Raw genomic sequence first — 14,185 nt, forward strand, 5'->3', positions numbered from 1 at the left:
TTTATTATGTCGGTTTTTTCTACTTCGTGTACTAAAACAGAGAATTACAAAAATCAGAATACTTTATTTTTTCTATCATTTTGTCCATGTTGTTGATCTAAACGATAAATAAATGCAAAAACTTCAGCCACAGCCTGATATAATTCTTCAGGTATCGACTCATTTAAATCTAACTGTCCAAGTAATTGTACGAGGTTTGGATCTTCATAAATCGGCACATCATGCTCATTCGCACGTGCTAATATGTTTTCTGCAACTTTCCCTTTTCCTTTTGCGACTACCGTCGGACTATCAAATTTACCTTGCTTATACGTAAGGGCAATTGCTTCTTTTCGAGTAACTTTTTCTTCACTCATATGCGGAAATCCACCCCACTATGTCCCTCTTGCTGTTCTACTACAGCGGTCATTTTTTCAGGTTTAGCTTTTTCAAATTGTTTAATAAAAACACCTGATAATTGATATTCTTTTTCAGCTAAGCCAATTTTTAATGCTGCTTTTAGTGGCTCCGCAAGTGGGATGATATCAAAGTTTTCATTAAATATCGTCACTGTAACTACACGATTTTGAACTTGCATATCAATAACAGTCTCTTGCATTGATTCCATTTGTAAATAGAATAAGATGCGCGCATAATTGGCATCAATTTTACCATCATCCTTCATACGCCCATTCCACTGTAAGGTTGCATCCATTTTTTTGCCGAAAAATTCGAGTGGTACTTGCATAATAAGTTGATGCTGATGGCCACTTTCACCTGATGCAAGCTGCATACCGTTCATTCGTGTCATTAACATTTCTGCTGCTTCTCTCAGCTGTGGCGTAACCTGTACTTCCTGCAACAATGTATGGAGCTGTGGCTTTAATTGATGAGCAATCGACTGTAAATCCGCAGACTTATTAGCTAGCGATGCTTCATAACTTATTCCTAGAGTTTTTAAAACCGTTTTAAGTGCATGTTCCATTGCTTTACTATCCATTGAGCTTTGTACATGTGCATCTGCTTGTGTAAGAATTTGTTGAATCATAGGTTGTGGCGATTCAATCCCAACCTTCACGAGATTACGCATCAATGCTTCGTTTTGAGCCGGAGTGGCTAATTCATGCTTTAATAGCGACAATAATTGATCTTTTGTTGATAATCCATTGGAATCTTGCGTAAATAAGCGTTCTGGTGTATTTTGTGCAAACGCCTTGATGAGATGTTCTTGCACCTGCTTCGCAAAAACTTCTAATGCTTGCTTACTCGGAGGCAATTGACTAAATCTGTCTATTATTTGGTTCAGCTGTTGCTTTTGTTCATTCGTTAATAAGTTTTGACCGGTTGTCCATGATTTTAGTTGTTCAATGAGTTGTGCTGTATTTTCAGGCTTTGCTGTTAAAATCGTTTGAATCATCTGTCCTGCCTGATGCATTGAATTTGCTTGGGTAGTTTTTGTATTGTTCGCCATTAGCGTAGACCAATTTTGTAAAGATGCTTGCTGTGGGAGCACGCCAGCATCTTTCAAAACAGTCAAGGCCTGTAAGCGCTCGCTCATTGATCCCGCACCATTGTTTAATATTTCTATAGATTTTGCGAGCATTAAGCTGCCAGTTTCCACATCAAAAGGTTTCGCAATTGCTTGTACCTGTTGCATTAAATTTTGCTTTAGGTTTTCTGCTAACACTGTATCCTTTGCTAACAGCTGTGCAAAGGCATCCATTGTAGCAGACATTCCCGCTGTTTTTTGTCCGCTGACAAGCGCCTGAAATACGTCATTTGTCATTGGCATTTTTAGCTCGACCATTCTTTGCAGAGCTAGCAACGCATCTGCCTTAGAGATACCTTCTGGCAATGCTTTCAGCCACATCTCTGCTTGGATGAGTTGCTCCTTAGAAATCGGTATTTGTGCCTTCATAAAATGTGCTAACACTTGCTGCATTTCTGTTGATTTTGGTAAATTCATCGATTCAAGTAGCTGATTCATTTGTTGTGTTGGTGAAGTTGTTTGTGCCATAGGGCCTGTAACAACCTTCAGCTCTGTTTGAGGGCTTGTACCTGCCACTTGAAAGAAGTGTGCGTCACCAGCTTTGAGTGGCACTTCAAGCTTTGCAATTAGTTTTTGGTTGCCAACCTGTATCTCTGCCATTTGATCTGGAAACAACTGTTTAATGGTGCCGTGAAATACTTGCCCTTGTTTTAATGCAAGTGGCTGGTTAACCGGTGTTAAAGCCGTTTGTTGCAGTTGTATCGGATTAAATGATGTAGCTGTCATATAGATACGATACTCCTTTCTTACATTGATTTTATAGGTTCAAACGACTTGCGATGATGTAACGTCGGTCCATACGTTTCAAGTGCCTCTAAATGTTGCTTCGTTCCATATCCTGCATGCTGTGCAAAGCCATACATAGGAAATTCTTTATCCAATTGTTCCATATACTCATCTCGTGCAGTTTTCGCTAAAATGGAGGCAGCTGCTATTGCCAGACTTTTAGCATCCCCTTTAATGATGGCATCTTGCGGAATAGTTATCGGCAATGTCATCGCATCAACAAGTACATAATTAGGTTTTATAGGCAACGATTCCACACTCGTCTTCATGGATTGTTTTGTTGCTTCATAAATATTTAGTGCATCAATCTCTTCCGCTGCCTGAAAATGAATAAAATAACTGATAGCATGCTTTTTCACAAGCGCTGCAAAGGTATTGCGTTTAACCTTCGATAGCTGTTTTGAATCATTTAGACCAACAAATGCTTCACAGTCTTTTGGCAAAATAACCGCTGCTGTCACAACTGGCCCCGCTAGCGGCCCACGTCCTGCCTCATCAACACCTGCAATCAAAGCATCTGTCTCGCCATAACTATGATCGAAGTCAATTTTTGCTTGATGTTCCTGTAGTAACTGTCGTTTTTTTTCCTGACGCTTTTTCCAACTGATCCAAGCCTTTTGCACACCTGCTCGTTCATCAGTTGCTATCTCACTCATCCATTCGTGCCAATCCTCGGCCATTTTCAATGCTGTTGTAATCTCTTTAATCGTTTTCATACGTTACTCCCTTTTATTTCACTCTATATCATTTATCGGCAACAAGTGCCATTCCTAAAAGAAAAACTGTCATGCTCACAATTTATTGTGTGAGTATGACAGTTTTATGAAGGTACTATTGCTGCTCCTCTTCCTTTTCAAGCTGTTCGGCAACAAAATCAAATGTTAGTTTTCCTAATTGTAGACCACGAATATCACGCACAATCAGCTGCGCTACTTGGTCATAATCAATCTCGCCACCTGTGCTAAATACACGACGAAGCTTCCCAATATGATCGAAAGTTTCGACTAAATCTTCATGAATAAAACGGATTCCATATCGCTCTTCCATCCGTGTTGGATAATGGACTGACAAGAAACGTAAACCATATACTGCTAAATCCTCCATATTTGTAATGGTATCTTTAATAGCACCTGTTAACGCCAACTTATAGCCTACTTCTTGATCTTCAAATTTTGGCCATAGGATTCCTGGCGTATCGAGTAATTCCAGCTCCTTACCGACCTTTATCCATTGCTGAGATTTTGTCACACCTGGTGTGTTACCTGTTTTAGCAATGTTTTTCTTAGCCAAACGGTTAATCAGTGTCGATTTACCAACATTGGGTATACCAACAATCATCGCTCGAATCGCTCGTGGTTTCATCCCTCGTGCTTTCATGCGATCAAACTTTTCTTGTAACAATTCCTGTGCTGCCTTTGTTACCTGCTGCAAACCTTTACCTTCAAGCGAATTTATAGCAACCGCTTTATGCCCACGGTCTGCAAAATACTGCACCCATCTACGCGTTTCTTGCTCATCTGCCATATCCGCCTTATTTAAAATAAGAAGACGCGTTTTCTGGTTTATAACCTCGTCTATCATCGGATTACGCGATGATAGCGGCAAACGTGCATCGATTAATTCAAAAATAATATCTACTAGCTTTAGATTTTCAGTTACTTGACGGCGAGCTTTCGCCATATGCCCCGGAAACCATTGAATTGTCATACATGTACCTCCTAATCAAAAGAAAAAGGGAGAGTTGTCCGCTCCCCTTCAATAAGCTACTTTACAATTTTAATATCACTAAACGGCCAAAAAATCAGGCTTGTATTACCGATAATTTCTTTTTGATCGATAATACCAATATGTCGACTATCCTTACTATATCGACGATTATCTCCCATAACAAAAACATAACCTTCGGGAATTCCATCATTAAGCGAAACATCGATATCATCTAACGTAAAATCTTCTGTTAACGTTCCCTCTGTAATTTCTGCTTTATAAGCATCTAAATAAGGCTCGTCTATCGCTTCACCATTAATGTATAACTGATCATCTTTATATTCCAACGTATCACCTGGTAAGCCAATTACACGCTTAATGTAATTTTTTTGCTCTGGCGCATGGAATACGACAATATCAAAGCGGTCAGGTTCCCCTATTTTATAGCCGATTTTATTGACAATCATACGGTCGCCATCTTCAAGGGTTGGCATCATGGACTCACCATCTACTGCAATTGGTGTAAATAAAAAATAACGAATAACTGCTGCAATCGCAAATGCAATTAGAAGCGCCTTTGTCCATTCCCATAATTCATTCTTTTCTTTCACTTGTTTTTCCATTGAGAATTTGCCCCCTTGTCTACCCTCATTTTAGATGATAGCTATTTAAGATGACAAGCAAAAAGAAAAGGGGCTTGCTACACAAGCCCCTCACTTTTAAGTCACAATTATCGAATTTCTTTAATACGAGCAGCTTTACCACGTAGGTTACGTAGGTAGTAAAGTTTAGCACGACGTACTTTACCACGACGTATAACTTCTAAGTTAGCGATTTTTGGTGTGTGTACAGGGAATGTACGTTCAACACCTACACCGTAAGAAATTTTACGAACTGTGAAAGTTTCGCTAATACCGCCACCACGACGTTTGATAACTACACCTTCGTATAATTGGATACGTTCACGAGTACCCTCTACTACTTTCACGTGTACCTTAACAGTATCACCAGGACGGAAAGTTGGTAGATCAGTGCGAAGCTGAGCTTTAGTAATTTCTGTAATAATGTTTGACATTGTTTTCTCTCCTTAGACAGATGCTCTTGCACGCAATTTATGCCACAGCGGAACACCGTGATTCAGCACTTCACATAGAAGTACATAGTAGATGTTATCACAAATACTGCATGCAAGCAAGCATCATTACTGTTCATTTTTTAGTTTTTCGAGATACACTTTCTGCTTGTCCGATAAAGAATAATGTGCGAGTAAGTCTGGGCGACGCTCGAATGTTCTTTTTAAAGACTGTTCCTCACGCCATTGTTCAATTTTTGCATGATTTCCTGACAGTAAAACATCGGGTACTGTCATGCCACGAAACTCTGCTGGACGTGTATAATGCGGATGCTCAAGTAGCCCCGTTGAAAAAGAATCTTGTATATGTGAATCTTCTTGTCCTAAGACGCCAGGTAAAAGACGTACGACACTATCTATAACTGTCATGGCGCCTAACTCCCCACCAGTTAACACAAAATCTCCAATTGAAATTTCATCTGTTACAAGGTGTTGACGAATACGTTCATCATAGCCTTCATAATGTCCACATAAAAAAACTAATTCTTCTTCTTGCGCTAGTTCTTCTGCCTTTTTTTGTGTAAAGCGTTCACCCTGTGGACACATCAAAATGATACGTGGCTTTCTTCCCGCTGTAATTGCCTCTACAGCGCTAAACATCGGTTCTGGCTTTAACACCATCCCCGCGCCACCACCATATGGATAATCGTCCACCTGATTATGCTTATTGCCCGAAAACACACGGATATCTGTGACAGAGAGCTGCACTGCGCCTTTTTCTTGCGCCTTCTTTAATATCGATGCTCCAAATACACCTGTAAACATATCCGGAAACAGGCTCAGCACTTGAATATTCATTATAATAAACCTTCCATCACATGAATTGTAATGACTTTTTCGTCAATATTGATATCTTTAACGATATCTTCAATGTATGGGATGTAATGCTCTTTACCTTTTACGCCTTTTATTACCCATACATCATTTGCGCCAGTTTCTAAAATATCTTTAATCTCACCGATTGTTTCCCCCTCTTCAGAGATAACAGAACAACCGATGATGTCATGATAGAAGTATTCGTTTTCTTCTAACAAATCATCTTCCATTTGATCTTTCGTTACTTTTAGCATGCCTTCTTTAAACGGCTCAACTAAATTAATATTGTGCATGCCTTCAAATGTTAATAAGATAAAGTTTTTATGACGACGCACCGATTCAATCGTTACCCATGTCGGCTTTTTATCGTCCTTTTTAAAGGCTGCGAGCTTATTGCCCACTGCGAAGCGTTGTTCTTCAAAATCTGTCGTCGATAAAATACGCACTTCCCCTCGGATACCATGCGTATTAACAATACGACCTACATTAAACCATTCCATCCTGATCACCTCATGTTAGAAAAGTACTAAAATGCTCGTCTATCCCTGATCAGCGCTAGAGAGCCCCCAGGCGAAAGTAGACACGCTTCCACTTTCGCCTGAGGGATTGAAGCAACATTCAAGGGATGGCATTTCAGCCTAGTCATTGGCTAGTATATCCAATATTCTATTATATAAAAAAGAAGGAAGGAACTAGCAAGCTCCTCCCCTCCTTTTTCAATCCAATATATCGACGTAAGTCTTTTTTTGATGGTGACTACCTGCCGCTGAATAAACAATTGTACGAATCGCTTTGGCAACCCGCCCCTGTTTGCCTATGACTTTCCCTCGATCCTCTGGATGAACAAAAAGTTTATAAACAATTCGATTTGCATTTTCGTCCGTCTCAATACGGACTTCTTCTGGATAATCGACTAACGGTAAAACGATTGCTTCAATCAGCTGCTTCAAAGACGTCTCCCCCGATTATTTACTGAATTTTTGGTTATGGAATTTCTCCATGATACCTTGTTCTGAGAACAGGTTACGCACTGTATCTGATGGTTTTGCACCGTCAGATAACCATTTAAGAGCTTTCTCTTCATCAATGTTTACAGTAGCTGGTTGAGTTAGTGGGTTGTAAGTACCAACTGTTTCAATTTGACGACCGTCACGTGGTGAACGAGCATCTGCAACTACGATACGATAGAAAGGAGATTTTTTAGCTCCCATACGTTTTAAGCGAATTTTAACTGCCATTTTAATAGCACCTCCGAATAAGTTTCACACAAGATAGTATATTATCAATGTTTGTGATGTTTGTAAAGTGTTTTTTCTTAACACCTAAAAAATATTATTTAAATAATGAATCAAAGCCTGGTAATTTCATTTTTTTCTTACCTTTACCTGTTGCCATACCTGTCATCTGCTTCATCATTTTTTTCATTTCATCGAACTGTTTCAACAGACGATTGACCTCTTGAATCGACGTACCAGATCCTTGAGCAATTCGTTTTTTACGACTGCCATTAATGATTTCAGGATTCGTTTTTTCAGCAGGCGTCATCGAGTAAATAATTGCTTCAACGTGACCCATTTGCTTATCATCAACTTTAACATTATCTAAGCCTTTGATTTTGTTCGCACCCGGTAACATTTTTAAAATTTCATCTAGTGGTCCCATTTTCTTCACTTGTTGCAATTGCTCGACAAAATCATCTAAAGTGAAGCTTTGCGTTTTGAACTTTTCTTCTAGTTCTTTTGCTTTTGCTTCATCAACATTTGCTTGCGCTTTTTCAATAAGTGATAAAACGTCACCCATACCTAAAATACGAGACGCCATACGCTCTGGATGGAACGGCTCAAGTGCATCCATTTTCTCACCCATACCGACGAATTTAATCGGTTTCTGAGTTACAGAACGAATCGATAATGCAGCACCACCACGTGTATCACCATCAAGCTTCGTTAAAACAACGCCTGTAATGCCAACAGCCTCATTAAAACTTTCCGCAACATTTACTGCATCTTGACCTGTCATAGCATCCACAACAAGGAACACTTCGTCAGGCTCTTTTAACGCACGAATATCCTTTAATTCTTGCATTAAATCTTCGTCGATATGCAAACGACCAGCTGTATCAATAATAACAACATCATGATGTTGTTCTTTTGCCAACTCTATTGCTTGACGTGCGATTTCTACAGGAGATACATCTATGCCTAACGCAAATACAGGAAGCGATAACTGCTTACCTAATGTTTGTAATTGCTGCACCGCCGCAGGACGATAAACATCAGCCGCCACTAATAATGGATTACGATTATACTTCTTTCGTAAAACATTCGCTAATTTCCCAGAAGTCGTCGTTTTACCTGCACCTTGTAGGCCGACCATCATAATAACAGTTGGTGGCTTGGTATTAAATTTAATGGGGCTTTGTTCGCCACCCATTAGTTGTGTTAATTCGTCTTGAACAATTTTAATAACCTGTTGACCAGGAGTTAAGCTTTGCATAACATCCACGCCGACAGCACGTTCACTTACTTTTTTAACAAATTCTTTTACTACTTTTAAGTTAACGTCCGCCTCGATTAAAGCAAATCGGACTTCACGCATCATTTCTTTGACGTCTTGCTCCGATACTTTCCCTTTACCTTTAATCTTTTGGATCGTCCCTTGGAGTCGTTCCGCTAATCCTTCAAAAGCCACTGCTTTCGCCTCCTAATCCCATTCTTTCAATTGTTCAATAAGCGTTAACTGTTCCTCAATTGTCATGACTTTTTCCGTAATCCCTGCTGTTAGCTGCGCTAGCATTTGTGTGCGTTGCTGAAATTTTTCAAGTAAACATAGTTTTTCTTCATATACTTCAAGCATCGCTTCTGTTCGACGAATATTATCATAAACAGCTTGGCGTGAAACTCCATATGATCCAGCGATTTCCCCAAGCGAGTTATCGTCTAAATAATAAAGTTCCATATAACTTCTTTGCTTATCTGTTAATAATGCTTGATAAAAGTCGAAGAGAAAGTTCATGCGTGTTGTTTTTTCAAGTAGCATCGAATATTTCTCCCCCCGTTATTAGTCATTTGTATCATAACGAAAAGCGCCCATCTGTGTCAAGGTAATCTCCTTGTCTAAAAGCCTTAAATAGCCGATACCAGGTATTTTCCACCTTTAGCTAACATTTCCCTTTTAAACAATGTGATTCGCCTTTTCACAGACGAGCGTATCATCAATCAATTATGTCTCTGCGTAATTCGTTTCGATGCCAAATACAGCTCAATAAGCTGGTATAACTGTTGCTTTTCGCGCAGTGGCTTTTGCTGCTGTCGCTTTGCTTTCGCGCAGTGGCTTTTGCTGCTGTCGCTTACGTATTAATCTTCGTTATTTTGTAATTCCTTATCTAATCCATCTGCAAATAATCCATATACATAGCGTTCTGCATCAAATGGTTGTAAATCATCCATCTTTTCACCCAGACCAACAAATTTCACTGGAATGTGTAGTTTGTTACGAATGGCTAATACAATACCACCCTTAGCAGTACCATCAAGTTTGGTTAATACAATGCCTGTTACATTTGTCGCTTCTTTAAATGTTTGCGCCTGAACAAGCGCATTTTGACCAGTTGTCGCATCAAGTGCTAGTAATACTTCATGCGGTGCATTAGGCACTTCACGTGATATTACGCGATGTACTTTTTCAAGTTCATTCATTAAATTTACTTTATTTTGCAAACGGCCTGCTGTATCACAAATTAACACGTCTGCATTACGATTTTTTGCCGCACGAATTGCATCGTACATAACGGCTGCAGGATCGGAACCCTCAGATTGTTTAATAACTTCACAACCAACGCGGTCTCCCCAAACTTGTAATTGATCAATCGCGCCAGCACGGAAAGTATCTCCTGCAGCTAATATGACGTTTTTACCTTCTGTTTTTAAGCGATGTGCAAGTTTACCAATCGTTGTCGTTTTCCCTACGCCGTTCACTCCGACAAATAAAATAACGGTTAGTTCACCCTTAGGCTGCAGGTTTAGGTCAATTAAATCTGCTTCGCCTTGCTCATAGATTTCCACAAGTTTTTCGGAAATAATTGCTTGAATGCCATTTGTATCTTTAATATTTTTTCGTTGTACTTCAAAGCGCAATTTGTCCATAAGCTCCATCACAGTTTCAAAGCCGACATCCGCTTGTAATAATAGATCTTCTAATTCCTCAAAGAAATCCTCATCCACTTTTCTGTAGCGGGCAACTAAATCATTCACTTTAGAAGTAAATGAATTACGCGTTTTTTCAAGACCCGCCTTAAATTTTTGTGTAATTGACCAAGCAGATGGTTTCTTTTCTATATTAGTTTCATCAACAGGTTGCTCGTCTACAATAGCAATTTCTTGCACTTCTTCTTGCACTTCTTCTTGCTTCAGCTCTTCAAAAACTACCAGAGTTTCCACTACGATAGGGTTCTCACTTACTGGTGCATCCTCTGCCTTCACTTCAACTACTACTTCTACAGTCGTTTCTAATTGAGCTGTTTCTGTTGGTTCGACTTGCTGCTGTTCGGAAGATTCTTCCTCGTTACTATCTACTACCTTTTCTTCATCAGTGGGATTTCCCATCAACTTATCTTTTATTCGTTTAAAAAAACTCATGCTTGTTCGCTCCTTTGCTCCGCAAGTACGGGTTCATCTTCTAATTTTACTGAAACAAGTTTTGATACGCCTGATTCCTGCATTGTAATACCATACAGTACATCAGCTCCCTCCATTGTACCTTTACGATGGGTAATAACAATGAATTGTGTATCAAGACTAAATTTCTTCAAATATTCGCTATATCGAACAACATTGGCCTCATCTAACGCAGCCTCTACTTCATCGAGAATACAGAAAGGCACTGGGCGAATATTTAAAATCGAGAACAATAAGGCAATTGCTGTAAGCGCACGCTCACCACCAGAAAGCAGGCTTAAATTTTGTAATTTTTTCCCTGGTGGTTGTGCTACAATTTCAATACCTGTTTCAAGCATATTGTCTGGCTCAAGTAACACTAAATCCGCCTGACCTCCACCAAATAGTTCCCGGAATACAAGTTTGAATTGCTCCCGAATCGCATAAAATGTCTCACTAAAGCGCAGTGTCATTTCCTCATCCATTTCCTTAATGGCTTCATGTAAGGTTTCCTGTGCCGCAAGTAAATCCTCACGTTGCTCAGTTAAAAATGAATGACGTTCTAGTACACGGTCATATTCCTCAATCGAACTTAAGTTTACAGGCCCCAGTTCTTCGATTGATTTTTTCAACAGCTTGACACGACGGCGCATATGCTCTTCATCCTCAATCGTAAGAGCTTCATTCATCGCTTCCTCAAACGTTAGCTGATAGTTTTCCTCGAGCTGTTCATTGAAATTATTTGTTTCAAATTCTACGCGATTACGCTTTAATTCATTTGCACGTATTGCTTCAAGGAAGCCTTTATGTATACGTTGCATTTCCTTCAGCTGTTCTTCCAATGTTGTCAGTTCTTGTTGTTGCGCTACTTTTTCTTCTTTTTTCTGTGAAATCGTGGTTTGTAACAAATCACGTCTAGTTTTCCATGTAGTGACCTGCTCATCCACTTCTTCATCACTTAGTAGTTTTGTCGATTCATCAGATTGAAGCCAGATTATTTCCTGAGAAATATTGTCGACTTTTTGACGAGCTTTGTTTAATTGTAAGGCAAGCTCTGCGGTCGCAATTTGTACTTGAGACATTTGCTCCTGTATAACGGCTAATTGCGAACGTTTCTCTGCAGATTGCTCACGAAGAACATCTTTTTCTGTTTCACTTTGTAACTTCACCTTACCTAGCTGTTCAACAGTTTCATTAATTGCTATTAGCTCTGTAGCCAGTGCTGCTAAACGTGCTGTTGCTACATCTTTTTGTGTTAACAATGCTTCTTCACGTGTTTTAACATCCTGCGTTTCATTAGATGCAAAGGAAACTCGTGCAGATAAACTTTTTTCAACAACCTCTAACTCTCGAATACGACTCGCCTGTTGCATTTCATCTTTACGCAATTGCTCGCCTTCTAGTTTCATCTTCTCAACAGTATCGCGCAATGTCGCAAGTTTCTCTTTTTCAGCTGTTACAGCCTGTTCAGCACTATAAATTGAAGTTTCTAATGCTTCTAACTTTGCAATTAAGCCGTCTAATTCCGCCTTTCGAGTAAAGAGCGAAGATTGTTGCTTCGCTGCACCACCGGTTAACGAACCACCCGCATTAACAATATCTCCGTCTAAAGTTACAACACGATATCGAAAACCACATAAACGGGCAATTTGGCTAGCTCCTTCTAAATTCGCTGCGACAAGTACATTACCTAGCAGGTTTTCAACAATTAAACGATTTTCTTCATCGAATGTAACGAGTGCATCAGCCATTTGCACAAAAGCCGGATGCTCAGTAGCGAGCTGTATAGCGGACAAATTTACTTTACGTGACTTCATAACTGTTTTGGGTAAAAATGTCGCACGTCCCGCTCTTTTTTGTTTTAGCCAAAGAATAGCCTGCTGAGCCTGATGCTCATTCGTTGTCACAATATGCTGAGAGGCTGCACCTAATGCCGTTTCAATCGCCTGTGTATACTTACTATTAACCTGAACTAATTCAGCGACAGCGCCTTCAATTCCTTGTAACTCACCCTTATCTCGCGCTAACAATACTTCCTTTACTCCGTGGAAGAATCCTGAGAAATCAGATTCTAGCTCGGCTAGCGTATCTTTTCTAGCTTTCAATTGTTGCTGATGTTGGTACGCTTTATAAAGCATTTCTTGTTTGTCATTAAAGGATGTATTTACTTTCTTGAGTTGTATCTGTAGCGTTTCAAATCCCTCTAGCTTGTGCTGTAGCTCATTCGTTGTAGCAGTATGTGCAACAGTGAGTGCTTGTTTTTCGGCTAAAATTTGTGCAAGCTCCTGGCCAAATTCATCCGTTTGGTCTGTCATACGGGCAGCCATTGCTTTTTGTTGAGCTAGTTGTTGATCAATATTTTTCAATTCATTTTTGACAGTAGCTTCTTCGTTCAACGAATCGATATAACGATTTTTTTGTTCTTCTATTTCTTGTTCTATTTCTGTGACGGAACGATTTAACGATTGCTCCAATTGCTTAATGACTTGCTTCAGTGTCGATACTTCTTGCTGTTTTTCAGTAAATAATTCTTTCTTTTCAAGTTCTTGAACAGTCAGAGCCTCTACTTCATCTTTCGCTTCTTGTAAAGATGTATTTAACTGTAATAGCTGGTTAGAGGTGTTTTGACGCTTTTCTGCCATCAAGGCTTTACGACCATCCCAACGCTCCACTTCCATTGTTGCATCAACAAGATCCGATTGAGAGACGTCTAATAAGTCATCTAGTCCTTTCAAATGCTTACGAATCTCATTTGACTTTGTCTCTAAAGCTGCAATATTACTCGCTTGTGTTTGTTCCGTTTCAGATAGTTGTATAAATTCTTCTTTTAGAGCATGCAAAGATTGTGCACAATTTTTTAAATCGTGCACAATAATCGCAATATCAAAATCCTTTAGCTCTGTTGACATTTGCACATAATCTTTTGCGCTTGAGGCCTGTATAGCTAAAGGCTCTAGACGACCATCTAACTCATGCAAAATGTCTAATACGCGGTATAAGTTCTCATCTGTTTCAACCAGTTTATGCTCCGCTTTTTTCTTGCGTAATTTATACTTTAATACACCAGCCGCCTCTTCAAAAATTGATCGACGGTCATCAGGTCTACTATTTAATATTTCATCGACACGGCCTTGTGAAATAATTGAAAAAGCTTCTTTACCAAGTCCCGAGTCCATAAACAAGTCCGTAATATCCTTCAGGCGACACTGCTGGTTATTTAGTAAATATTCACTATCACCTGAACGGTATACGCGTCTTGTTACGCTTACTTCTGTATACGGAAAAGCAATTTGTTCATCAGTATTATCTAAAATCAACGTTACCTCTGCAAAGTTCAGTGGCTTTCGAGAGTCACTCCCAGCAAAAATAACATCTTCCATTTTTGCTCCACGTAACGACTTTGCCGATTGCTCTCCGAGTACCCAACGAATAGCATCGGTCACATTACTTTTTCCGCTGCCATTTGGTCCGACAACAGCAGTAACACCTGGTACAAAATCAATACCAATGCGCTCCGCAAAAGATTTAAAGCCAATCACTTCCAGTCGTTTTAGGAACATC

Annotated in this window: 14 protein-coding genes; all 14 read right to left on the reverse strand. The window is 39.6% G+C overall.

Annotated features, from left to right (window positions below; all coding sequences use genetic code 11):
- Positions 1-53: 53 nt before the first annotated feature.
- A complete protein-coding gene (locus tag ACQKII_RS00345) occupies positions 54-356 on the reverse strand; it encodes an EscU/YscU/HrcU family type III secretion system export apparatus switch protein (protein ID WP_427455238.1) in 303 nt (100 codons plus the stop codon).
- Positions 353-2,254: a hypothetical protein gene (locus tag ACQKII_RS00350; protein ID WP_427455240.1), complete on the reverse strand. Its 1,902-nt coding sequence runs from the start codon at positions 2,252-2,254 to the stop codon at positions 353-355. The genes ACQKII_RS00345 and ACQKII_RS00350 overlap by 4 nt, the downstream gene beginning before the upstream one ends.
- Positions 2,255-2,274: 20 nt before the next feature.
- The gene (locus ACQKII_RS00355; protein ID WP_427455241.1) at positions 2,275-3,030 is read right to left on the reverse strand and encodes a ribonuclease HII; all 756 of its coding nucleotides are present in this window, start codon (positions 3,028-3,030) and stop codon (positions 2,275-2,277) included.
- Between the two features lie 115 nt (positions 3,031-3,145).
- Positions 3,146-4,021, reverse strand: coding sequence for a ribosome biogenesis GTPase YlqF (gene ylqF, locus ACQKII_RS00360; protein WP_427455243.1), 876 nt, complete (start codon positions 4,019-4,021; stop codon positions 3,146-3,148).
- 56 nt (positions 4,022-4,077) lie between these two features.
- Positions 4,078-4,644: a signal peptidase I gene (gene lepB / locus ACQKII_RS00365; RefSeq protein WP_427455245.1), complete on the reverse strand. Its 567-nt coding sequence runs from the start codon at positions 4,642-4,644 to the stop codon at positions 4,078-4,080.
- A gap of 107 nt (positions 4,645-4,751) precedes the next feature.
- Positions 4,752-5,096 carry a 50S ribosomal protein L19 gene (gene rplS / locus ACQKII_RS00370; RefSeq protein ID WP_427455246.1) on the reverse strand — a complete coding sequence of 115 codons (345 nt, stop codon included), beginning with the start codon at positions 5,094-5,096 and terminating at the stop codon, positions 4,752-4,754.
- Between the two features lie 126 nt (positions 5,097-5,222).
- Positions 5,223-5,951, reverse strand: a complete 729-nt coding sequence (gene trmD / locus ACQKII_RS00375; protein ID WP_427455248.1) for a tRNA (guanosine(37)-N1)-methyltransferase TrmD — start codon at positions 5,949-5,951, stop codon at positions 5,223-5,225.
- Positions 5,951-6,469: a ribosome maturation factor RimM gene (gene rimM / locus ACQKII_RS00380; RefSeq protein ID WP_143997636.1), complete on the reverse strand. Its 519-nt coding sequence runs from the start codon at positions 6,467-6,469 to the stop codon at positions 5,951-5,953. The genes trmD and rimM overlap by 1 nt, the downstream gene beginning before the upstream one ends.
- A gap of 216 nt (positions 6,470-6,685) precedes the next feature.
- The gene (locus tag ACQKII_RS00385) at positions 6,686-6,919 is read right to left on the reverse strand and encodes a KH domain-containing protein (protein ID WP_004269410.1); all 234 of its coding nucleotides are present in this window, start codon (positions 6,917-6,919) and stop codon (positions 6,686-6,688) included.
- Positions 6,920-6,934: 15 nt separating this feature from the next.
- Positions 6,935-7,207 (reverse strand): 30S ribosomal protein S16, encoded by a 273-nt coding sequence (gene rpsP, locus ACQKII_RS00390; protein WP_427455250.1) that lies wholly within the window; start codon positions 7,205-7,207, stop codon positions 6,935-6,937.
- A 94-nt stretch (positions 7,208-7,301) separates the two neighbouring features.
- Positions 7,302-8,660: a signal recognition particle protein gene (gene ffh, locus ACQKII_RS00395; RefSeq protein ID WP_427455252.1), complete on the reverse strand. Its 1,359-nt coding sequence runs from the start codon at positions 8,658-8,660 to the stop codon at positions 7,302-7,304.
- A gap of 12 nt (positions 8,661-8,672) precedes the next feature.
- Positions 8,673-9,008 carry a putative DNA-binding protein gene (locus ACQKII_RS00400; RefSeq protein ID WP_427455254.1) on the reverse strand — a complete coding sequence of 112 codons (336 nt, stop codon included), beginning with the start codon at positions 9,006-9,008 and terminating at the stop codon, positions 8,673-8,675.
- Positions 9,009-9,325: 317 nt separating this feature from the next.
- On the reverse strand, positions 9,326-10,606 hold the full coding sequence (gene ftsY, locus ACQKII_RS00405) for a signal recognition particle-docking protein FtsY (protein ID WP_427455256.1): 1,281 nt from the start codon (positions 10,604-10,606) through the stop codon (positions 9,326-9,328).
- On the reverse strand, positions 10,603-14,184 hold the full coding sequence (gene smc / locus ACQKII_RS00410) for a chromosome segregation protein SMC (protein WP_427455258.1): 3,582 nt from the start codon (positions 14,182-14,184) through the stop codon (positions 10,603-10,605). Before smc ends, ftsY begins: the two co-directional genes overlap by 4 nt.
- Between the last annotated feature and the right edge of the window lies 1 nt (position 14,185).

This window comes from Lysinibacillus sp. NPDC048646 (assembly GCF_050272295.1).
Classification (GTDB): domain Bacteria; phylum Bacillota; class Bacilli; order Bacillales_A; family Planococcaceae; genus Lysinibacillus.